Raw genomic sequence first — 23,246 nt, 5'->3', positions numbered from 1 at the left:
CAGCCTAACTAACCAATAATATAAATATCACATTTTGAAATATAAAAACTTAATTTTCGATCTGGACGGGACATTATGGGATCCCAGAGCAACCATCATAGGGATATGGAATGACATTCTGCATCAGCATCAATTCATTGAAAGGGAATTAAAGCCTGAAGATATGGATCAGTATATGGGACTTCTGGCTAAAGATATTCTGAAAGACATTGTACCGGGCATTTCTGATCAGCAGGTGAAAGAAACCCTTTCTGAAATTATAAAAAAAGAGAATACCGTTCTCCGTACTCAGGGTGGAATTTTATATGAAAAGGTGGAAGAAACCCTGAAAGCGCTTACCCATGACCATCGTCTTTTTATTGTAAGCAATTGTCAGGATGGATATATTGAGGCATTTTTAGACTATTATAAACTCCATGATCTTTTCACCGATTTTGAATCTCACGGGCGGACCACAAAGCCTAAATCAGAGAATATTAAACTCATTATGGAAAGAAATCATTTATCAGCTGAAGACACGGTGTATATTGGCGATACTCAAACCGATTATGATTCTTCAGCATCCAATAATCTTCCTTTTATCTTCTGTAAATATGGCTTCGGGAAACTGAATACGGATCATTATGAGCCTGCAGTTTCAATTTTTTCAGATTTGGCACTGTATGTGTAAGCTTTTACTGGTTTTGATCTGAAAATAAAGAACCACTATAACCATTATGAAAATATCTGAACTTAAAGAGAAAAGGATTATCCGCAGGGCTACCCGTGAGTTTGATCGTGAAGGAAACAGAATATACAAACAGCTTGAATATGAATTTCCATGCAACCCCTGGTATAAGAACTACCAATGGGAAAGACTGTTGGCCAAAATGATCGACTTTCTCCCATTTTTAGTTATTTTCTTATATGTATTTTCTTATACAGCTTTTATGGGATTTTTATATTCCATTCCTCTTGTCATTATTTCAGGAGCTCTATGGGAAACTTACCACGGGGCAAGTCTTGGCAAAAAGCTTTTCAAAATAAGGGTTATTGATGATTTTGGAAATACGCCGGGCTTCTTAAAATCTTTACAGAGGAATGTATTGTCTCTCTTTAATTTCTGGCCTGTTTTGACAGAATATTATCCACCCATCAATGAAACCTGGGAGGATGAATCTATCGAAAAAAATTTCAGCATGAACCTCAACAATAAGATCTGCAAAACGTATATTGTCAAGGAAAAGAAAATGCCTGAAATAAGAGAACTTCTTAAGGAGAAAAGTTTAAAGATGGTTTGATACTCTTTTCAAATCAGGAAAATCAATAGCTTCTGTGGAGGCAGTTGCCTGAAAAAGAATGCCTTTATTTATTTTTCTTTTTTTAATGGGTAGGTCTTATTAAGTTTAACCAATTCTATTTTTTTATGTACATAATATCTAACTGATTATTTTGATTTTTCAATCGGCATTTCAATAACTCCATTATGAGGAGGGGAAGTAATCAAACTATGTATAAAATATTCTTTATTATTTTTTGTCAGTGTCAATAAGGGTGATAAACCTTTATTTCCTCCTACTATTATCCTTTTCGTGAAAAACTCAATTGAATCTTTATTAGTTGTCGCATAAATCCCTCCTATATATTCCTGATAATTATCATTCTTATTATACCTTTTTCCATTACTATCTGCCAGCCAACTTTTAAATATACAACTATCAGGTTTTATCATATTTAGCTCTGCATAAAAAATGGATTCTCTTCCCCAACCATCTATTATATCATCATTTTCCATACTATATAAACCTTTCCATGCTTGAAATAATTTAAGAGAAATAAATTCGTCTTCTCCTTCCAGTTCATCGCCAACATCCACTGCATTTCTATTTTCTTGCTTTATATTATTAGCTATCTTGTTTGTTAATGATACAGAATCTTTCTGGCTTTCGTTTATGGTTCTATATTTTGTACATGAAAGCATTCCTAAAATCAACAATATATACAGGTACTTTATCATTTTTTATTACTTTCTTGTTTATTTTTATTAGGTGCTATAAGCCTTACATAAAATGCAGGATTTTCTCTATTATTTAATCCCTCACCAGCAATTTTTGCATCGGTAATTTCAAAATGCAGATGCCTTGCTTTTATGCTTTGCTTAGAGGCATTTCCACTATTACCACTTTTGCCAATCACAACCCCAGCTTCTACCTCTTGTTTTTCAGCTACATTTATTTCACTAAGATGCCCATACCTTAAGAAACGTTTATCAGAATCTCCAAAACCTGATCCTTTCTCTATTTCCCCTTGGTATTGTAATTTGTAATCTATTCTTGCCTGATCAAGGTCCCTCTTATCCACTTCTATTACAACTAGTTTTCCAAATGCTCCTGCATTTTCAGAAACCAAAACGACCATACCTTTTAAACAAGCTTTTACAGGAGTTCCTTTTGGTGCAAAAATATCTAAGCCCTGATGATTTTTTGGAGTTCCATCTGGATGTGTTCTAACTAGTCCAAAAGAAGAGCCTTTGGGTTTTTCATTTCCACCGAAATTGAACAGTGCTATCTCTGGATAGTCTATGGGATCATGCCATTTGGAATATTTCTTATTTCTACTCTTATTTTGAACATCTTTTTGGCACGAAAAAACAGAGGCTTTATTGGCTTCTCCCTTTTTATACCACTTTTCAATCTCTTTTGATATTTCCCACACATAAGTCTTTCCATCTTCATTGTCAAATTCTTTATGAAAAACAGGATTTTTCGCATAACCATTTTTCCTCACCCATTTGGTGTTTTTAATGACCTCACCTTTAGAATTATAATCTAATGTTAAGTTTTTATTGAATACAATATGATTTTCTTGATTTCCTTTCCCGCAATCAATCGGCATTAAGATAGCTAGATAAAAATCAACAAGGGTATTTAATTTACCCCTAAAGGATTCCAGATAATACTCTACATAAGTCAGCTGTTCCAACTTAGTCATGTTTTTTAAATTTCCACTCTTACCTGCTTTTATATTTGTTCCCTTCCTTCTATTGATGTCATTTGCGGCATCACTGCCAATCTGAATTAACCCCGTGTATCCGGAACCATTAACCAAACTTGGGTCAAACTTACCTCCTGTCTCCAATGCCATTGCTGAAGTCAAATGATTGGGATTACATAACAATCGTTGTGAAATTTCTATAATCTTTTTACGTTCCTGACATGTAAAGTATTTTCCCCAATACAGTTTATTTTCTTCACAAACACATACTTTCTCCCTTTTCGGCTCCTTAATCATCACAGGAGAATCATTAGGATCTACTTTCACAGGTTCAGCATCCGGACTTATTGGGATCACTCTGGAAGTTACAGAAGTATTGAGATGCTCAACTTCAATGAAATATTCCTGTGAAGATCCTTCTCCCCACCCGTTCCCTTTGGTATACATTTCTTTGGTAAGAATAATCCCATTGATAAAGTTAGTGGTATCATAGGCCAACTTTACAGATCTTTCGTACAAAAGATCATTGCTGTAACGGGACAGATCTTCTTCCCAGATCCTTACCTTTACATTTTTCCCTTTCATATTTTGGGAAGTTATTTTAATGGAAACGATATTTCCGGTTTTTGCATTCTTCAAAGGTTTTCCCGTACCATTTGTAAATTCTGCGCTCAGGACCTTTCCTTCAGGGTCAACCTGTTGCCTGGCTTCAAGGGTTTGTGGAAATTTGGCTGTATTTTCTTTCGGTTTCGGCTGATCCTGTTTTGATCCGTTATTTCCGGGAGGAATATGCTTCGGTGGATTGGGTTTTTCAGATGCCGGAGGGATATAGGTAGGATTAGCTACATTTACGTTCGGACTGGTCTTTAGAATATGTTTGGAGACCATTTCGGCAGTCACATAATATTCGTGGGTTTTACCTTCGTTTTTATCTCCTTTTGCAACTCCTGCATTGGCGATCTGAACAGCCATTGTGTAAGATGACAATCTGAAAACAACCCTGGCAACCCCTTCATGATCCACCTCACCGATGACAGGAATCTGATTGATCTTATTCATCATATTCACCAACGGGTCATGCCCTTTTCCTATAGCATCATCTTCCCACAGAGTAAACGAAACTTTTTGCCCAAACATCCCTACACAATAGGCTTTAGCTATTATTGTATCCGTATAATGCAGAAGCTTTCCTTTGGGAATCCGCCTGGAATTAATATCCAGCAATTCTACACTGACTATTTTTGGGCTTTCGGCAGCCTGTGGCCTGATATACAAATCTCCCCTATCCTTTCCTCTGACAACTTCAATCTTCAGAGCCTTGTATTTGAGACTCTTATTCGTAAATGTATAGGAAACCATTTTGCCTTCCTTCAAATTTCCATTCGTTATCCGCCATCCTTTTTTATCCTGTACATGGATGTTCCAGCGTATCTTTGTCAACGGAAAAGACACAGGATTCGACAACGTAAGACTATCCGCTGCAGAAAGGGAATATATCTCTGTATTTCCGACTCTGGGCTCGGTATTCCCTGTAATAGTTAGCTTTGCCATGCCTCTTAATTTTTCAAAATTATTCATAAACCGGATCAGGATCTTCCAGCTTCTTTTGTGACTCCTTCAGGTCTAAGAATGGATTAATCATCTGATAAGTTCCCGGATCTGCCTGTGTTATATTCTGCCGGTTCATCACAGAAGTCTGGCCATGTTCCTTTATCGTGATTTTCCCACCGGTACTGCACATCAGTTCAGAAATCTCAGAAAGACAGCTCTTATCCATGACCTTGGTTTTTTCATATGCTTTTTGCCACTTTCCTGCAGGAGCAAAATTGCATGGCAGATAGCCTCCTGATGTAGGTTTTAATCTACAGGTTCCAAAACTTGGCCCGGGAGGATCAAACTGTACATCATCTTCGGTTACGGCAAGATGATCAGCTATGGCATCCTGGGTATTCCAATAGTGTTTTTGATGGGAGGTTACTCTGAAGTGGGGAAACTTATTTCCCTGATTACATTGAGCTTTGCCCTTTTGAATGACAAAGTGTTTGCCATCATGAGCTGATAAATTTTCTGACATCATCGTGTTTGTATTGGTATCAAGGTTGTTTTTCTAACTCAAAAGTCATTTTTTTCTTATAATCAGGCATCTGAAGATCAAACTCTGCTTTAATTTTGTGTATAGAAAAGTCCTTACCATCTAAAATATATTTTGCCTGATGTTTGGCCTTTACAGAATCTGAATGAGGACTGATGCTTTCATCATACCCGAAATCTGTATAAAATAATTCCTGAGCAGTACGATAATCTACGGACTTTCCGGTCTGCAAAAGTTCAACAAACTGGTGATCTGTCTGCAACAAGGTCTTATGAATCATTTCAAGTTGAATGGGAGAAGCTGGAGCAAGCCATGAAAACTCATCCCGATAAGGCCATGTGGTATCTTCTGAACGATATTCTGCCTGATAAAACCTATTGAAAACAAACTGCAGTGCCAGTATCTTCTTTAAGCCCCTATACATATTCTGTGGATCTGATATATTTTGTTTCATCTGGTCAATATGGGAAGCGGCATAAGCTCCGGCATGATAAGCTTTCAAAGCCTCTATTTCACGGATCATTTCTTTTACTTCTTTATAAGATTCTGCTGCTACAAAGTTCCCGGAGCTATCCAGGATCAAGGTTACCGGATACATTATTTTCACCAGATCTGCCGCCAGATGATTGATTTTCTCTTCCGGTTCTTCACCGTCTTTTTGGAAACTGCTCATGGAGAAATGGATATAATGTCTGTCCTGTATTGTTTTGAGATAACTGAAATGCAGCTTATAAGCATACTCATATTTTTGTATCGCATCATCACTTTCGGTCTGCCTTACAAAATAATCTCCATTGATCAGGCTAATATTCAATGGAATTTTCCCATTAGGAAGAAGATAACATAGGCTTTCTCCATTCTCCCGGATCTGTCTGTTAATCCTTAGTATTTCATCAGATACAGGAATGTGAAGCTTTTGCAGAAGTCTTAATGTTCCGTTTTCCGGAACTATATCTAAAGGGCTGCATCGTGCATTATGATATTCACGGAGATAATTAGGGTTTTCGAGATGTAAATCCCATGAAATACTTTCCAGAGTCTCTCCCGATTTCACAAAATAGACATTCAGATTCACAGGAGGACGGCTTGTACCCAGAACAGGGTCCTCCCGATTCGAGATATTTTTTTTCATAATTTGATGTGTTTTTTATTCCTATAAGGTTTTTAAAATTAAAAATCTCTATCCTACATTATTTTGCATTCACATGTATTTTTATTGCAATTTATATGAGTAAATATGTACAATAAGAAGAAGTTCAAAAGCAGATCAAAAGTTGGGAAGCAGATTATTTACGTTGATAGAAAATGATGCGAAATAAACCTAACAGGTTTTAAAAACCTGTTAGGTTTGGTTATTTGTAAAAAATTATTCCCTATTGTATAATGCAAAAAGAGACAGCTCAAAGCGAGGCTGTCTCTTATTTTTGTTTAGTCATATGTACACAAATTGTACAAATGACCAGAAAAAGAAGTATTGTATAAAAAGAAGCTGAAATGAAAACAGTTTCTTTTTACTGAAATCTATGAAACTTTATTTTATTATTTATCCAAATGTAGTGATTTATTTAAAATAGTTCATATTAAATTTTAGGTATTTTCTTCCATGCCCCATTTTCATAAACAGCTGTATAAGGAGTATAGCCAATCGTACCCTGAAGGCCGGCACCATCATCACCCGGATAGCCTGAATTGGCAAATGTGGTGATCATCCCATTCTCAGCTCCGGTCACCGCATTATACTGATATGGAGATACTGTATTCAGATTCGTAAGGAAGGTTCCTGCCAACTCGTGCCCGGAAGGATAAACAATCTGTATCCTTCCTTTTCCTTTTTTAAGTGATGAAGAAGTAATGGAGGTATAAGAAGAGCCTGCCATCAAATCGTTTTTATAATTATCCCCTGAAATGTCAACAGTATACTGTTCAAAATTAGTGGCTTCAAATTTATACGTTGAAACGTACGATCCGGCTACATATTCAAAGTAGTTATTTTTAGAATAAATATGAGCCGAAGCTACAACAGGTAAAGCATGAACGAATGAACTTGCACTCTCATTTTTTAGATAAGCATGGCAACTTATGGTAGTTGATCTGCAATCATTATTCATGAATCTGATACATGATGTTTTGTCGTTCCCATATTCTGCTTCAAAATACACCCCAAGACAAGAAACTCTTGACGAATAAAGACTAATACCCGCTTCAGTAAAGCTTTCTACACTTCCTCCATACATGGTCAGATTGGTCTCATTATATAAAACGATTCCCTTATCATTTAAAGTCGGTTTTTTATCATACCCTGCCCTGATTGACAATGATGAGGCAAAGGCATTATAACATTTATCCAGCACAAGGCATGTACGACAATGTCCGATATAAGAATTTACGAATCTGTTATAATAACCTTCCGTTATTTTTACTCCAATTTCAAAATTCTGTACTATTGATGAATCCAGGGTAAGAGTGTTGTCAGGTTTTGCACTAATATTGGTCACATTCACCCCAATTTTTCCAGGAAGCTCATTTCCATAAATGACAAGATTTTTGATACATAAACTCGCAGAAGCTTCAATACAGGAATTAATGGTATGATTGGTAAAGTCGTTAAAGACAAGTCGTGAATTTTGGTTACCTCCTACGTCATTACCATTGATATAATTCTGCCCTAAAAGCATTAAAGCTTTATCAATTATAATCTGTTCAGAGCATCTGTATTGTCCTCTTATAAGAATGGTGTCATTTCTCGTTGCTGCATTAATGGCTTTCTGAAGTTCAACATGTGTTTTTCCCATACCAAACCATTCGGGGTTCATCACTCCGTTATAAGCTCTTTCAAACACAATTCCATCTTTCTGTAAGTACATGACTCCATCTACCGTTGGTGTTCCCGATGTAACTTTTGTAAAGTTGGCAAGTTCTTTTGTTGAGCTGTCAAGTAAAGTAACTGTTGTTACCTGGTTAACATTAATATTTGATGTAGGAAAATCATTGGTTTCCAATAAATTCAGTGTATTCATAATGGTAAAAAAATTAAAGTTTAATCTGTATTATTTCTTGCAAGAATTTTATTGAAACAAATATAAAAGCGGGCAGCGACAAAACTTGACGTGTATTTTTTAAAATAAAAAAGTCGCCTTTTCGGCGACTTATAGTTGATTTATAGGAACAATATAAACTTTTATTTATAATCCTTAGAGCTTCTTCTCGGTTCTTTCAATTCAGGCCATTTCATCGTTTCGCCTTTGTCATCCTGCGGCATTACTCTTTTTTCTCTGTTTGAGAATTCAGGATCTTCAGAAGCCATATATGCTAATGCTGCGGTCAGAATAACATTATTCTTCACCTCATCAAAAACGATTTTGTCATAAGTATCTTTTGTAGTGTGCCATGTATACCCAAAATATCCCCAGTTCAGAGAACCTAATGAAATTCCCGGTACTCCGGCCGCCACAAATGAAGCATGGTCAGAACCGCCACCGCCAGGCATGCCCGGGAAGTCTGTTTTGATATGCCCTCTTACCGCTTTCGGAACTCCTTCAAGCCATCTTCCTACATAATCATAAGCTTTTACAAACCCCTGACCGCTGATATTCACCACTCGACCTGTTCCGTTATCCTGGTTGAAAGCAGCCTGTACTCCTTTTATGATCTGAGGATTATCAGCCACAAAACCTCTGGAACCGTTCAATCCCTGTTCTTCACTTCCCCAAAGTCCTATGACGATGGTTCTTTTGTTGTTTGGATAATACTTTTTCAGGATTCTCATAGCTTCAAGCATCGTAAGAGTTCCCGTTCCGTTATCTGTAGCTCCCTGAGCTCCGTCCCATGAATCAAGGTGAGCAGAAAGAATTACATATTCATCCGGTTTTTCCTTCCCTTTGATCATCCCAATGGTATTGAAACTTTTTGCTTCAGGAAGTATTTTTGACTGCGCATCGATCTTAATTTTCGGCTGTGCTCCTTTTTCGGCCATTCTGTAAAGCATCCCATAGTCTTCTACATCAATATCAATCATTGGAATTTTTGAAGTTTTTGCTCCAAATATTCTGTTAGCCCCCATGATTCCCGTCCAGTTCGAAATAGCAATCCCTGCAGCTCCGGCTTTTTCCAGGGCTTCAGGAAGGGTATTATTGTCATAACCGATATTTTTTACATAGGCCGTAAAATCTTTTGTAGCCTGTTCTTTTTCTGCTTTCAGTTTTTCATATAATTCAGGAGTAGCAAATTCTTTAATTTGCTCATCAGAACGTCCTATTTTCTGATATTGTGCCATAAGAACAATCTTTCCTTTTGCAGAAGGAAGCCAGCTCTCAAACTCTGCTTTGGAAGATACTTTAGGAAGAATGATCACTTCCGCTTCAATCGCTTTTTTAGTTGCCGGGCTCCATGCCAGCTGTGTGGCTGATAATGATTTTACCCGTGGATAGGTCATATCGACATGGGTAGTCCCTCTCTGCCACCCTTTCCACGTTCCGAATTGCTGAAGATTGGCATCTACTCCCCATGAACGAAGCTTTCCTGCACTCCATTCATTGGCAGCCAGCATTTCCGGAGTTCCCACAAGACGTGGTCCGATACCATCCAACAGTTCATAAGCCATATTCTCCAATTGAGAATTGTTATTTACTTCATCTACAAAACTTTTTACGATAGGGTTCAGCCTCTCTTTCGGGTCTACTTTTACCTGAGCCCATGAAAATTGGGCAGCCAGCATTACGGCAGGCACTGCAAAAAATCTATTTATCCTCATAATTTTATTGATTGGTTTAAAGATAAAGGAAATTAGGGAGATGATGAAGGAATGGAGGCAAAAAAGTTCCTGTACAACGATATTGTGAACGTTTTTTCTGTTTATGAGATTAATTGATAATAAATTTCAAAATGAGATGACTCTGATTTTTTTTAACCTGCTTAATCAACTACTATTCTTCAATATTTTTTAGCCACTAATATTATTCGTGCATTAGTGGCCATTAAAAAAGCTTTTAGCATTAAAGAAATTCATAAGGGATATTGGAATGAAGTGGCTCTAATCTATTGAACCCACTACCCTGCTTTAATATTATTTAGCCACTAATGCACGAATAAAAGGGAGTCATGCATTAGTGGCTATTATAAATGCTTTTATCGTTAAAGAATCAGTTTGTGAAAGGGTTATTTTCCATTCACAAACGCTTTTTCTTCTTGAGAGAGCAATGTGGTGTTTACTTTATCTTCTTTCACCGCCATGTTTTTCCAGATATTGATATTGAAATCTATCTTTGGATTAAGACCTTTCTTATCGGATGGGGTAAATGTATTGTATACAATCTCACGGCTGAACTTTCTCACATGGGACTCTTCTTTATAATAAGTGGTAAATTTATCTCCTTCCAGCCTGCTCATTGCAGGAACATAGGAACCGTTTTTTTTATAAAAATCAAAGATCAGCGAAGCATCACCCAGCTTATAGTCAAATTCTCTTCCATCCGTGGTTTTCTTTTTCAAAATTGGGTAATTTTCCTGGAAATAATGGGTTTCAAGATAGGTAATCACCTTATCTGCGGTATTATATTTAAACTCACCATTCATCTGAACTCCATTGCCAGAAGTAATTTTAAAGGTGATCAGCTGCTCGTTTCCTTCTTCAAAAATCAGTCTTCCAACACATTTGGTTGTTTTCATATTCAGATGTTGAAGCTCTCTGTATAGTTCAAAATTCATGAAAAAATTCCCCAGATATTCATGAGAAAACTCATCGGTTTTACCTTTGAAAATACTGTCTGACTGAATGTTTTTAAAATACTTTACATTGTTCAGCTGCATCTGAAGAATTTCATCATAGTCTTTGCGGAATCCCTGTTTGAAGTTATACATATTATCCCTGGTCCACCATTTCGCCTCAGCGATCACCAGGAAATGCAGTTTATTGTTATCAAAACTTTTCTCTTTGTAAACCACATCATACAGAGATGGATCATCATAATATCTTTTATGATAATTTTTGAAGACATCTTCAAAGATCTTTTTGACATCCACATTGACAATCTTGATTTCCCCAATATCTTTATAGAGAGGTTTAAGCCTGATCAGTGAACTGAAATTTGAAACTTTTGTCTTTTGATAGCCCGAAGCCGAAATTTCAAAGGCCGCCGTATTTTGACTGACAGGAGCCACGCCGTCTTCATTGGTATAAACGATCTGATCTGGAAGAAGAATTCTTGCATTAGCAATGGGACTTCCACTCTCAGCATCCACCACTTTAAGCTGCTGGCTGTGAAATAATCCAAAAAACAGGATGAAGAATAAATAAATGTGTTTCACGGTCATTGATGCATTAGTTTTAAAATTAGCTGCACAAATATATAAGCTGAAACATCAAAGAAAATACTTATTTAGCAGAATTTAATAGTATTTAACTTTTGGAATTTAATTTTAGGAAGGCGGGATGAAAACTGGGAAAATTTAACCTGTAAAACGGACGGGATGTACAGATCCGGACATAAAAAAACCGGTTCAGAATGAACCGGTTCAGGGAACGAATTATTTTTTAGCTTCTTCTACAGAAACTTTTCTAAATTCTTTGAACAGTTTGCTAAGTTCTAAAGCTGATTTACGAGCTCTTGTACCTGCTGCTTTGTTTCCTTTTTCTGCCTGTTGGTTAGCTTCAGTTGCGAACGCTTCAAATTCCGCGTTGATTTTTTCAATTAGTTCTTTCATTTATTTAAAAATTTAGGCTGCAAATATAGGTTTTATGGTGATTCCAGCCTAGCTGGAGCGAAAAAAGTTTGGATAAAATGACTAAAATCTTCACTTCCAAATCCATAAAAGAGGTTTTTTGATCAATTTAAACCCTAAAACCAGTCACACAGCCTCTTTTAAGGCTTATCATGATGTATTGTTTCCGGGATCTCAACCGATGAGATCGCACATTGATTTTCCTTCCAGATTTCTATTTTTGTAATATATCCTTTTTTACATGAACAACCTGTTTCTAAAAGTTTTGAAGGCTTTAAATAGGGGTTTCCTTTTTCATCCAGCTGATAAGAATTGTTCACAATATACTCCCGGATCTTTTGAGTGTAGGTATTTTTATAGTCTTCATAAGAGTATTTTTCAAAAAGGGCTTTATTTTTATAGACTGTCGAAATCATTTGTAAATTGTAAAGCGTAGTATATTCATACCGGTATTCATCAAATTGATTTCCCCGCTGATGGAAAGAATAGCTGAGAGTTCCGTCATTATTATATATGAAATATTCCGCTTCATAATTTCCGTCTGTTTCTTTTTCCTTATTATAAAAAAGCGGATACTTTTCTGCCCGATATGAAGCTACTTTATAGGAAACACTTTTGTCATAAGGAACCGTTCCTTTATAAAAGACTTTCGATTCATAGAACCGGAAATAAAATTTTCTGTCATCATTAATATCCTGAGCGTAATAATATTTGAATTGTTTATCGTAAGGAATTCCTTCATATACTTCATCAGCTTCATATTTTATATTTTCATTACATTTTTTCTCCACTGTATTTTTCTCAAAAAAGCCCTCAGATCTGATTTTACTAAGATCTTTAAACCTTCCGTATACCCGAACTTTATCAGCCAACTGTATTTCTGAGATCACTTCTTTGCTTCCTGCACATGTTGTCCTGAATGATTTATAATGACATCCTACAGCAGCAAGGTCTTTTTGCCCTGAAACAAAGGAGAAAAATGAAACAGCGAAAAAAACATAAAATTTCATAAAACCAAAATATAAAAAAATAAATGATCCTCTATTATTCCTGTTTTTTTATTTTAAATTTGAAAAAACGACTTATCCATGGTACAGAAATTATTCATTCTGGCTTTACTTTTACCCCTACTCGGCTATTCTCAGAATACGGTAAGGTATAAGGTATATTATGATAAAAATCTTGAGCAAAACGGATTAAAAGTTCAGGTTGATTACACCCTTAAAAAGCCATCAGATACCATTTCCTTTTATTTCGCCAATGAAGACTGGGGAGAATCGAATCTATTCAATGCTCTTTCTATTCTGAAAAAGGATAACCCTGACCTCAGTTTTGAAACCCAACCCGAACGCAACAAGATAAAAGTCGGCATGAAAAAAGGGAAAAAAGTTTCTCTTACCTATCATATCAGGCAGGATTTTAAAGATCCGAATTATCAAATATTCAACCGTCCCAGAATGAACAATACGTACTTTCATGTTTTGGGTAAGAATCTGTTTATTGTTCCCCAATTACTGACCAAGCTTCCGGACGACAAAGAAATTGATTTTTTCATTGAATGGATCGATTTTCCGGCTCAGTTCAAGCTTCACAATACCTTTATGACGCAGGTTCAGAAACAGCACATCAAAGCAACTCTCTGGAATGGGTTTTACAACTCATTATTTATTGGTGGCGATTACAGGTTTTATTCTTTTACGGTACAAAACAAACCCGTTTACTTTGCCCTTAGAGACCAATGGCTGAACGGATTTACGGATGACTTTCTATTTTCCAACCTTAAAAAAGCGGTACAGTCTCAAAGGGACTTCTGGAAAGATTATGACCAGGATTATTTCACAGTCGTTATGACACCTACTGTTTCGCAAAAAGACAGTCTTTTCAAAGGATACAGCACAACGGGCTCTGCCCTTAAAGGTGCATTTATGATGCAGGGGACCAACAATCCTTTCAACAATAAGAATGCTTATTTCAATCTTATTCATCATGAGCTGATGCATGAGTGGATTGGAAATAAGATTCAATGTAAACATGAAGAATTCAATTACTGGTTCAGTGAAGGTTTTACTGAATATTATGCTTTTAAGAACAGACTTAGAATCAAAGATATTTCTTCAGACGAATGGCTTCGGTTATTCAATAATGAGATCATCAAAAGGCACTGGAAAAACCCACAGCGAAATATCCCGAATTATAAAATCAAAGACGGTTTCTGGAAAAGCCGTGAGGTGGAAAAAATTCCCTACAGACGGGGAGCACTTTTTGCTTTCTGGCTGGACAATCAGATTCTCTTGAAGACCCATTACAAAAAATCTCTGGATGACCTGATGCGGGAACTATTGAAGACCTGTACGGAAAAGAAACTCAAATTTACGGATGAGCTCTTCCTTGATCTGGTACAGCAATATCTGGATGAAGATATTACCTACTTCTTTCAAAAACATATCTTGTCAGGGGAAGATATTGAGCTTACCAAAGAAAAATGGATAGATGGCTTTAGTTTTAAAGTCACTGATACGATTCCACAACTGGAAATGGATAAAAGTAAGCAGGTACCATATGGTCTCAACTGAAGATTATACAACTCCTGTGGAAAAGCAATATAAGTTCTGCCCTTTCTATAGGAGTTGATCCAATATAAAGTTTCAGTTCTTCTGACTTTTATGCTCCGGAAAGCAGTTTCTGAGCTTGTTCGCCAACATCTTTTATCAATGCAATACTTTCCTGCGTAATTCTTTCTGCAAAGATGATCCTGAAATAATGGCTGTATTTCTCTGAAAAAGAAAACGTCGCCCCAGGAGTAAATAAAATCTGCTGCTTTTCACAATATTGGTAAAATTTACCCATATCTACCTTTTCCGGCAGTCTTACCCAGATGCTGTAACCTCCCTCCGGTCTCTGAAAACAGGAATCTTCCGGAAAATATTTTATTAATGCTTCTGACAACTGAGCCTCCTGTCCGTTTAATTTTTTCCTGAATGAACGCAGATGTCTTTGGTAACTGCTGCTTTGCAAAAGTTTGAGAACCAACTCCTGATAAACGGGAGAAACCGATCTTCCCAAAACAAACTTTGCTCTTTCCGCCTTTGAATAAAAATTCCCGGCATACAGCCACCCTAAGCGGATACCGGGTGCCAGGGTCTTTGAAAATGAAGAATAGGTCATTACCAGCCCTTTCGTATCAAAGCTTTTGATGCAACGGGGTCTTTCTTCTCCAAAATAAAGATCAGAATACATATCATTCTCTATGATACATATCTTTCGCTCTTCTGCAATCTCCAGAAGTTCTTTTTTAGACTGCTCACTCATTACCGTCCCTGTAGGATTATGAAAATTAGGAGTGATAACCAGTGTACGGATATTGTGCTCTGCACTGGCTTTTCTGAAATACACCCCATCAAAACCTGTTTTTGGGTCTGCGGGAATTTCAATAACCTTAAGATCCAGATTGGTGATTACCTCCAATACGGAAAATACACATGGACTGTCTACTGCAACTACATCTCCTGCCTTTGTCACAGACCTTAGTGCAATGGTAAGGGCCTGCAATGCTCCATCAGTAATGATCAGTTCATCAGGATTCAGCTCACAGCCGTATGCATTCATCTGCCTGGCGATATGCTGTCTTAAAAGTTCAAGTCCGTTTGAAGGATAATAACGGAGAAGGGCAACTCCTTTTTCACGGATCACCTCCTGCATCGTTCTGAGAATTAATTTCTGAGGAATCAGCAGATCCCCCGGTACCGCTGTATTGAAAGAACTGACTTCTGATATTCTTTTGGAGGTCAGCATCATATTTTTCATAAATAGCTCATCTCTGACTACCGGTGAAGTTTTTTTTCTTTTCTCTCTACGATCTTCGTCCTTGGTATCAGCAACAAAATAACCTGATCGTGGGCTGCTTTTGATCAATCCTTTGATCATTAAATGCTCAAACCCGCTCTGAACGGAACTTGTACTCAAAGTATATTTTCGTCTGATCTCCCTCACTGACGGAAGACGGTCATTTTTCTGTAAAATACCGCTTCGGATCTGCTCTTCGATGACCGTTGTAAAAATTTCGTATTTATAGGACTTCATATTAACCCTTCAACTGTGTTAAACAAATTTACATGTATTTTTATAAGTAAAGAAAATAGATTTCAATCTGTACCGATCACATTTTCACAAACTGTATCCTTTTTCAATGCATTAATCTTCTAATTTTGAATAAAAAAAGACTCATGGAGATCATTTCAAAATTTACAGTTGGTTCTGAGGAGGGAATTTCTGATCTTATAGCCATTATCGATTCTTCCGTTTATACGCTTCACAAAGACTTCGTTTCTGAGGAAGACATCCAAAAATACCGTAACCAAATAGATCCCAGAAAAATGATTAATGATCTGAACGATCTGTCGAATCAACTGATCATGACCTATGCGGATCAACGGCCTGTAGGCTACAGCATCATCAAAAGCGGCTCTCTCTATCCGGGAATTGGGGAAGGAAAAAGAGCTACGGAAATCAGCTTTGCCATTATCTCTGAGTTCAACACTCCGGAAATCAGGCAGTCGCTCTGGAAAAAATGCAGATCTGCGGTGAGCTTTACAGACGTGATATGGATCAATATACTCGCTCATGATCCACTTCTGGAATTTTTAAAAGAATCCGGTTTTGTTGCGGTTGCAGATTCCCAATCCGGGCCTTTTCAGCTTCCTTCTCATATTTTAGCAATGGAAGTCGGGAAGAATTAATTGCATCCGAGGCAAACAACTTTTGTCAACAGCAAGGTAAAAACAGATCAGGTAAATCTGAATACAAAAGATTTACCTATCTTTGATTTTTATAATTTACATGTCATGAGTGATCAACTGGAGACCATAGCAGATTATTACAACCGCATCCGCAAAGATCAGATCAAAATATTTGATACTGAGGATTTTGAAACAGGAAAGTCTCACTTTAATATTTCTATGCGAAGATATTGCAGTTTCAAAAGTCCTTATAACCGTCGTGATTATTATAAGATCAGCTTTATTATTGGAAAAGGCACCATCCATTACGGAACACATCAGCTGTATATCGACCGGCCGGCACTATTCTTCCCCTCCCCCAGCATTCCCTATTCCTGGGAGTGTGAAAGTGATTTTCAGGAAGGCTACTTCTGTCTTTTCAATCAGGAATTTTTTAACGGAAACTCTGAGTTTAATCTGTTTAAAAAGACTTCTCTGTTCAAAGAATGGAGCAAACCTGTCGTATTTCTGACAGAAGAACAGACCCAGCTGGCAACGTTGTATTTTGAACAGATCTATAAGCTGAACCATTCTACCTATCCGTTCCGTTGCAGCAGCATCAAAAGCCATCTGGCCTCGGTACTGCATCTGGCGCTTGAACACCGTGTAGAAGATATTCATCCAAACGAACTTCCGGCCAACATCCGGCTGTATAAGCTATTTGACGAACTGCTCAACAAGCAGTTTCCGCTGGATTCTCCTGCCTATCCTCTGGCCCTAAGATCTCCTTCTGATTTTGCCAGCCATCTGAATGTACATGTCAATCATTTAAATTCATCGGTAAAATCTGTTACCAATCTTACGACCACGCAGATCATCAAAGAAAGAATGTTTGAAGAATCCAAAAACCTTTTGAAGTATACCAATTGGGATATTGCACAAATAGGCTATACACTGGGATTTGAACAGCCTTCCCATTTTAATAATTTCTTTAAAAAACATGCCCAAACTTCACCTCTGAAATTTAAGAGCAGTTTTTAAATATTTGAATTTTGTAATTTTTACTTTGTCTTTTAAAACTAACCTCAGTATTTCTTATCTTATTTTTGCATGGTAAAAAAAGAATGAATATGTTGAGAGAAGCATCTGAAAAACGAATCAGATTAATTACCATTATGGCCTTTGTGTCTATCCCGCTTTCGGGTTTTGTCACAGATATTTATCTACCCTCATTCCCTTCTATGGCAAAGGAAATGATGGTTTCTGAAAAAGATATACAGATCACATTAACGTCTTATCTGCTGAGCTATGGAATTTCCCAATTATTCGTAGGAGGAATTCTGGACAGCATCGGACGCTACCGCCCTAAGCTGATTGCCTTGTTTCTTCTGGTCCTAAGCAGTATTCTGATTACCATGACGAACAGTATTTTATTGATCTGCCTGCTCCGTGTTCTTCAGGGGATTGCGGTCTCAGTACTTGTAGTGGCCACAAGAGCTATTTTTGTAGACCTCTATGATTCTGAAAGGGTAAAGCATTACTTAAGTTATTTTACCATTACGTGGTCTTGCGGACCTATTCTGGCTCCTTTCCTGGGTGGGTATCTTGAAAAGCTTTTTAACTGGCATGCTAATTTTTATTTTTTAGCGGCCTATGCCGGATTTTTATTTCTTTTTGAATGGTTCTTCAGTGGGGAAAGTTTGCCTCAGAAAAAGAAACTTGATCTTTCGGAAAACATAAGCCTGTATACCATGATGCTGAAAAACAAGATCTTTATGCTGGGGATCTTTATTTTAGGATTAAGCTATTCTATAGTAATGCTGTTCAATATTACCGGACCTTTCATCATTGAAAATACGTTTCACTTCACTCCGGTAGTCATTGGATACTGTACCCTGATCCTGGGCTTTTCATGGATGATAGGTGGTTTTATCGGGAAGCGCAGACTTACCCTGGACTTTCAGCCAAGGATTTTACAGCCCATCATGCTGCAATTGTTCCTGATCGTCAGTCTGATTATTACCAGCTATTTTGCAGAAAGTCTTTTCATTATGATTCCTTTTGCCTTTTTTATTCATATCTGCTCCGGGATTTTATTTACCTCATTCTTTACCACAAGTATGCTGTATTTCCCTAAAAATGCAGGAACTGCGGGAGGGCTGATGGGAGGATTGGTATATGTGATCACCTCTGTTACCAGTTTTATTATTTCTGTAAGCGGAACAGTGACTGAACAAAAAGGTTTATCCTGGCGCTATCTGATCATCGCCTGTCTGCTTCTGGGGATCATCCTCATTATGCATCAGGCCGTAAAAAAAGAAAAAGCAGAGAATTGATCTCTGCTTTTTTTAATGTAGTCTATTCATTTTCAAATTTACATTTTAATAGAATAATCGTACACTGTATCTTCGTTGAGATATAAATGTAACTTCAGTTTAATCATTCCAAAAAGGTATTTCTTCAATACATAAATACGTTCAGTAGGGTGTAATCGATCTACCTGATAGGTGGAAAAAAAACCTTCTATCTCATCCATCTCTTTCCCTACCAGGTCATGTTCTGAAATACTGATGCTTTGATTTCTATCGTAGAAATAATATCCTTTGTCATCCATAGTAAAAAGTGTTTTTTTGAATCTGTTAAATTACGCAATTTGACAACATGTTTGTCTTTAATTACTCTAATTTTTCACTTATTTTTTTGTACCGGTTTATCATTATTTTTTATTCTTAATCCCTCTCGCAGTATCCCAATGAAAATCAATCACATATACGTATAACGTTTATTTTTTTCAACATAAGTGCATGATCATATTTTCATTTTCTTTCCATCAATACACAAATAAAAAAATTCGTGCATTCTAAGACATATGCAAATTATATCTTGTTAAATTGACAAAAGGTTCCTCTCTTTTTACCACGACGAAGATTCTATAGACGAGTTTACAGCATATCGCATCCGTGGCAATATTCAGCGGTATACAATTTTATCGAAGATAAAATCCTTACGTCTTCCAACACTTTGTATGTAAAAGAACTTGCGCCTTTGCGATTTCCAACCTTTCATACTTTCAGCACTTTTGCAAATGATGTAGATTTTTGGAAATCGCAAAGGCGCAAAGGATTATATACATTATGGGGTATTTTAAGGCGCAAGAAGATCTAAGATCTTCAGCAAATGTTACACTTATTTTTTTGCCACGAATCCACGAATAAAATATCTGCTGTAGAGTTTCTAATTATAACAATATAATTCGTGCATTTGTGGCCATTAAAGACTTCAAATTAAGCTGAAAATTCAAAATAAAAATACTGCTCCTCTGCATTGAAGCTATAATTCCTATTGTTCAGCTGATCAATATTTTCTGATCTGTACAGAAGATATGCCATGCATCTTTACTTTACCTCTTAGTCTTTTCAGCAGACCTGTTTCAGCATTCCGTTTGAATACAGTGGCCGTTCCGCTTACCGAATTGGTTGTAATCACAAATTTTCCGGTACTGTCAATAGCAAAAACTCTCGGATGCTTTCCTCCTGTTGGTTGGTATCCAATGGCTTTCAGTGTTCCATCATTCTGAATGGCAAATATGGCAATATTATTCTCCACGCCCCGGTTTGATGCATATAAATACCGCCCGTCAGGAGAAATATGAATGTCTGAGCTTTCAAAATCTTCTTTCAACTTCTCGGGATGGGTATCAATCCTTTGAATACTTCTTAATGTTCCGTTTTCGTATGCATAAGCACTCACAGCACCGCCCATTTCTTCAATGCAATAAGCAAATTTACCGTTAGGATGAAACGTGAGATGCCTGGGACCGCTTCCTAAAGTAGCCTGTGTTGCCGGGACTTTTGCCGGCTGTAATGGTTCATTTCTATCGCTTTCAAATTTGTAGGCCCGTATCTTATCAGCTCCAAGGTCAGGTAAAAAGACATAATCAAAATTCGGTGAAAAGACTGTTGAATGAATATGTGCTCTATCCTGTCTGCCCGGATTTACACTGCCTTCCGTAAATTGAAAGTTCTGTACTGCCGGCTCTATCCTGCCCTTCTCTGAAAGCGGATAAACAGAGGTACTGCCTTCAGTGTAGTTTCCTACGACAAGCCATTTCCCGTTTTGATGGGCTGATACATAGACCGGATTTTCGCCACCGCTTTTCTGGCTATTGATAAAGTTTAAAGTCTTTTTTTCAGGATTAAATTCAAAGCTGCTTACACTTCCACCGTTTTTTGTCTTACTTTCGGTACAGGCATAAACATATTTTCCGTTGGGAGATAAGGTCAGAAATGACGGGTTCAGAATGCCTTTGAAAGAAGTAACCTTTGAGAGCTTACCTTTGATGGTATCCAACTGATAGACGTAAATTCCTTCTGTTTCTTTATCCCGGTTGAAGGAGCCAAAAAATACATAGGTATCCTGCGCCAATAGTTTTACACCTGACAAAGTCAGAAGCACCATCATGCTTAGAGTTTTCTTCAATTTTTTATTAGTTTTAAATATTGGGGAAAAATTCAGTAATTGAAATGCAAATATAGGGAGCTGCTTTTATTTGTGGTGTTAAATATTTTATAAATTATTGATCTGGCAAGCAGTATTTTCACATACAATTAGTTTTAATTAAAACTAATTTTGCGTATATTTGTTAGAGAAGTGATGAAGTAAATTTTTCTTTGGATCTGTATTGTAAATGATCTTATTTATATTAAAAAAATATGTCTGCAGAACAACATACGATTTCGGTACTGGCTCTGGAACTTGGCCTGGCAATGAGTGAAATGAAAAGTCGTTTGCGGCAGAAGATTCAGACCACCATCAATGACTATGATCCGGATCTTTCTTTTGAACTGATTGAGATTCTGGGGTTACTCTCACGCCATGACGGAATCAACCAACAGGAAATCGGAAATAAAGTAAGTAAAGACAAATCAAGCATTACTTACCTGATCAATAATCTTGTTAAGCGTGACCTTGTAGAACGGGTCGCTTATCAGAATGACAGAAGAAACAAGCAGATCTTCCTCACCTTAAAAGGCAAACAGGTTGTAGAAACTGTTTATCCATGGGCGCTGGATCTTTATAAAAAGGCAGCCGGAGACCTTCATGAAGCAGAAATCAGCCAAATGCTTCTCTTAGTAAAAAAAATGACTGCCAATCTGGAATAATCAGGCTTTAAAATGAATACAATATGAGAACAATCCTTGTACCTATTGATTTTACATCAACCACAGAGAATGCTGTAAAAACTGCAGCAGATTGGGCAAAGCAGTATGAATATCAACATATCATTCTTCTAAAAACGGCAGGAGAATCTGAATTCGATTACCTGCACATTGCAGAAGGCCATTCATTTGCCAATGAAGAAAGTATCAATGCCCTGCTGCAAAGAACGGAATTACTGTTTGATCAGATGACTCAGATTATTGCAGAAAAAGCCCCTGATATAAAAGTTTCAACGGTACTAAGTGACTGGGCCATTACCAGAAGTATCAATGAAATTTTAAAAAATCAACCGTCCATAGAGCTCATTATCCTGGGAAGTGATGATGAAACCTCAACGCATGAAAGTTTTGTCTCAGATCATATTATCAGTATTGCAAGAACCAGCCCTGTAAAGACTTTGATCGTTCCCAACAGCTATCACTACACTCCTGTTAAAAACATATTTATCCCCTGTGATCTGAAAGGAATCAAAAGACTGGAAAGACTGTTTCATCATAAGTATCTCATTCATAAACAGGATGTACATCTTTTGTTTTTAAATATCAATACCCGTGAAAAAACGGAGATCAACGAGGATAAAAAAAGAGAACTGGAAGATTATATCCAACAGCATTTAACTGAAATTCCGAGCAGTATCTATTATTCTTATGATGAAGACATCATCAATGGAATTCTGAATTTCGCAGCCGGGCATGAAACAGATCTTATCATTGCTTTGCCGGGCAGACACAGTTTTCTGTATTATCTGGCCAGCAGAAGCATTTCTGAAGGCATTTATCAAAATACCAGCCAGCCGGTTCTGATATTGAAATAATATTATTCTGAATATTTAATAATAAATTTTAGTACTTTCCAGCCTGACGAGCTTTTGCTCCTGCATTTTTTTTACATATCGGATCACGGTTTCCACTCGAAGACCGGTTAAAGCGGCTATTTGCTGTCTTGTATAAGGAATCAGAAAAGAATAGACCTCTTCAAATCCAAAGTATTTTTTGAGATGGTCAAAAAGTTTCTGAAGTTTTATAATAGGGTCTGAAATGGCCAGAAAACTGGAGATCATATACCGGAAATGCAGTCTATCAGCGGTATATTTATTTAACGCCAGCATCAATTCAGGGTTTTCCAGCAGGATCTTCAAAAATTTATTTTTGGGGATTTTAATGATTTCACAAGGGGTGACAGCAATGGCATTAACGGCATAGTGATGCCCGGTAAATAAGTAGCTTTCACCAATACAATGCCCGTCAAACGGAAGTCCGTGTACAAATTCTTTTCCGTCTTCCAAAAGGGTATTCAGCTTTATGGTTCCAAACCTTATCTGAAAATAATATTTGGCCGCTGTTCCCTCTTCAAAAATAGAGTCTCCCACATTATATTTTTTTGCCTTAGCTCCATGGGAAAATAACAAGTCTTCGCATATAATCATCATTCCATTATTAATTGCAGTAAAAATACTTAAAGTATTATGAATATTGCAAATTACTAGATACCACAGGTAAATATACTGGATTAACTGAGGATTTATTATG

The 23,246-nt window shown here is 37.0% G+C and carries 21 protein-coding genes; 8 read left to right on the top strand and 13 right to left on the bottom strand.

Annotation, left to right across the window (positions count from 1 at the left end; all coding sequences use genetic code 11):
* Nucleotides 1–34 precede the first annotated feature (34 nt).
* Together AC106K_RS23780 and AC106K_RS23775 are read left to right on the top strand one after the other, a co-directional pair.
* Complete coding sequence (locus tag AC106K_RS23780; RefSeq protein WP_482448023.1) at nt 35–670, top strand: HAD family hydrolase; 636 nt, start codon at nt 35–37, stop codon at nt 668–670.
* A gap of 46 nt (nt 671–716) precedes the next feature.
* Nucleotides 717–1,280, top strand: coding sequence for an RDD family protein (locus AC106K_RS23775; protein ID WP_482448022.1), 564 nt, complete (start codon nt 717–719; stop codon nt 1,278–1,280).
* A 146-nt stretch (nt 1,281–1,426) separates the two neighbouring features.
* Here the strand turns inward: AC106K_RS23775 and AC106K_RS23770 are convergent, their stop codons facing one another.
* The 9 genes from AC106K_RS23770 to AC106K_RS23730 all read right to left on the bottom strand — a co-directional run bounded on the left by AC106K_RS23770 (nt 1,427) and on the right by AC106K_RS23730 (nt 12,792).
* On the bottom strand, nt 1,427–1,996 hold the full coding sequence (locus tag AC106K_RS23770) for a hypothetical protein (RefSeq protein ID WP_482448020.1): 570 nt from the start codon (nt 1,994–1,996) through the stop codon (nt 1,427–1,429).
* Nucleotides 1,993–4,524, bottom strand: a complete 2,532-nt coding sequence (locus AC106K_RS23765; protein WP_482448019.1) for a M23 family metallopeptidase — start codon at nt 4,522–4,524, stop codon at nt 1,993–1,995. The genes AC106K_RS23770 and AC106K_RS23765 overlap by 4 nt, the downstream gene beginning before the upstream one ends.
* A gap of 19 nt (nt 4,525–4,543) precedes the next feature.
* Nucleotides 4,544–5,050 (bottom strand): DUF4280 domain-containing protein, encoded by a 507-nt coding sequence (locus AC106K_RS23760; RefSeq protein WP_482448018.1) that lies wholly within the window; start codon nt 5,048–5,050, stop codon nt 4,544–4,546.
* A 16-nt stretch (nt 5,051–5,066) separates the two neighbouring features.
* A complete protein-coding gene (locus AC106K_RS23755) occupies nt 5,067–6,197 on the bottom strand; it encodes a hypothetical protein (protein WP_482448016.1) in 1,131 nt (376 codons plus the stop codon).
* 448 nt (nt 6,198–6,645) lie between these two features.
* Nucleotides 6,646–8,082 (bottom strand): right-handed parallel beta-helix repeat-containing protein, encoded by a 1,437-nt coding sequence (locus tag AC106K_RS23750; protein ID WP_482448014.1) that lies wholly within the window; start codon nt 8,080–8,082, stop codon nt 6,646–6,648.
* Nucleotides 8,083–8,243: 161 nt separating this feature from the next.
* Nucleotides 8,244–9,815: a M20/M25/M40 family metallo-hydrolase gene (locus AC106K_RS23745; protein ID WP_482448013.1), complete on the bottom strand. Its 1,572-nt coding sequence runs from the start codon at nt 9,813–9,815 to the stop codon at nt 8,244–8,246.
* 404 nt (nt 9,816–10,219) lie between these two features.
* Nucleotides 10,220–11,374, bottom strand: coding sequence for a hypothetical protein (locus AC106K_RS23740; RefSeq protein ID WP_482448012.1), 1,155 nt, complete (start codon nt 11,372–11,374; stop codon nt 10,220–10,222).
* Between the two features lie 213 nt (nt 11,375–11,587).
* Nucleotides 11,588–11,764 (bottom strand): histone H1, encoded by a 177-nt coding sequence (locus AC106K_RS23735; protein WP_040994607.1) that lies wholly within the window; start codon nt 11,762–11,764, stop codon nt 11,588–11,590.
* Between the two features lie 158 nt (nt 11,765–11,922).
* On the bottom strand, nt 11,923–12,792 hold the full coding sequence (locus AC106K_RS23730; protein WP_482448011.1) for a hypothetical protein: 870 nt from the start codon (nt 12,790–12,792) through the stop codon (nt 11,923–11,925).
* A gap of 78 nt (nt 12,793–12,870) precedes the next feature.
* Here AC106K_RS23730 and AC106K_RS23725 point away from each other — a divergent pair, with 78 nt between their 5' ends.
* On the top strand, nt 12,871–14,355 hold the full coding sequence (locus tag AC106K_RS23725; RefSeq protein ID WP_482448010.1) for a M1 family aminopeptidase: 1,485 nt from the start codon (nt 12,871–12,873) through the stop codon (nt 14,353–14,355).
* Between the two features lie 88 nt (nt 14,356–14,443).
* On the opposite strand, the gene AC106K_RS23720 is transcribed toward AC106K_RS23725, so the two are convergent.
* A complete protein-coding gene (locus AC106K_RS23720; RefSeq protein WP_482448008.1) occupies nt 14,444–15,862 on the bottom strand; it encodes an aminotransferase-like domain-containing protein in 1,419 nt (472 codons plus the stop codon).
* 143 nt (nt 15,863–16,005) lie between these two features.
* On the opposite strand from AC106K_RS23720, the gene AC106K_RS23715 reads away from it, so the two are divergent.
* From AC106K_RS23715 to AC106K_RS23705, 3 genes are all read left to right on the top strand, one after another.
* Nucleotides 16,006–16,518, top strand: a complete 513-nt coding sequence (locus AC106K_RS23715) for a hypothetical protein (protein ID WP_482448007.1) — start codon at nt 16,006–16,008, stop codon at nt 16,516–16,518.
* A gap of 105 nt (nt 16,519–16,623) precedes the next feature.
* Complete coding sequence (locus tag AC106K_RS23710) at nt 16,624–17,538, top strand: helix-turn-helix domain-containing protein (RefSeq protein ID WP_482448006.1); 915 nt, start codon at nt 16,624–16,626, stop codon at nt 17,536–17,538.
* An 89-nt stretch (nt 17,539–17,627) separates the two neighbouring features.
* Complete coding sequence (locus AC106K_RS23705; protein ID WP_482448005.1) at nt 17,628–18,833, top strand: MFS transporter; 1,206 nt, start codon at nt 17,628–17,630, stop codon at nt 18,831–18,833.
* 38 nt (nt 18,834–18,871) lie between these two features.
* Here the strand turns inward: AC106K_RS23705 and AC106K_RS23700 are convergent, their stop codons facing one another.
* Complete coding sequence (locus AC106K_RS23700) at nt 18,872–19,111, bottom strand: hypothetical protein (protein WP_482448004.1); 240 nt, start codon at nt 19,109–19,111, stop codon at nt 18,872–18,874.
* A gap of 740 nt (nt 19,112–19,851) precedes the next feature.
* Nucleotides 19,852–20,976 carry a lactonase family protein gene (locus tag AC106K_RS23695; RefSeq protein WP_482448003.1) on the bottom strand — a complete coding sequence of 375 codons (1,125 nt, stop codon included), beginning with the start codon at nt 20,974–20,976 and terminating at the stop codon, nt 19,852–19,854.
* A gap of 233 nt (nt 20,977–21,209) precedes the next feature.
* On the opposite strand from AC106K_RS23695, the gene AC106K_RS23690 reads away from it, so the two are divergent.
* On the top strand, nt 21,210–21,659 hold the full coding sequence (locus AC106K_RS23690) for a MarR family winged helix-turn-helix transcriptional regulator (RefSeq protein WP_482448002.1): 450 nt from the start codon (nt 21,210–21,212) through the stop codon (nt 21,657–21,659).
* 23 nt (nt 21,660–21,682) lie between these two features.
* Complete coding sequence (locus tag AC106K_RS23685) at nt 21,683–22,531, top strand: universal stress protein (RefSeq protein ID WP_482448001.1); 849 nt, start codon at nt 21,683–21,685, stop codon at nt 22,529–22,531.
* A gap of 15 nt (nt 22,532–22,546) precedes the next feature.
* Here AC106K_RS23685 and AC106K_RS23680 read toward each other — a convergent pair whose 3' ends face one another.
* On the bottom strand, nt 22,547–23,146 hold the full coding sequence (locus AC106K_RS23680) for a Crp/Fnr family transcriptional regulator (RefSeq protein WP_482448000.1): 600 nt from the start codon (nt 23,144–23,146) through the stop codon (nt 22,547–22,549).
* Between the last annotated feature and the right edge of the window lie 100 nt (nt 23,147–23,246).

The sequence above is a fragment of the Chryseobacterium sp. FR048 genome (assembly GCF_056844665.1).
The sequence above is the reverse complement of the archived record's forward strand: the minus strand, read 5'-3'. Positions and strand labels throughout refer to the sequence as shown.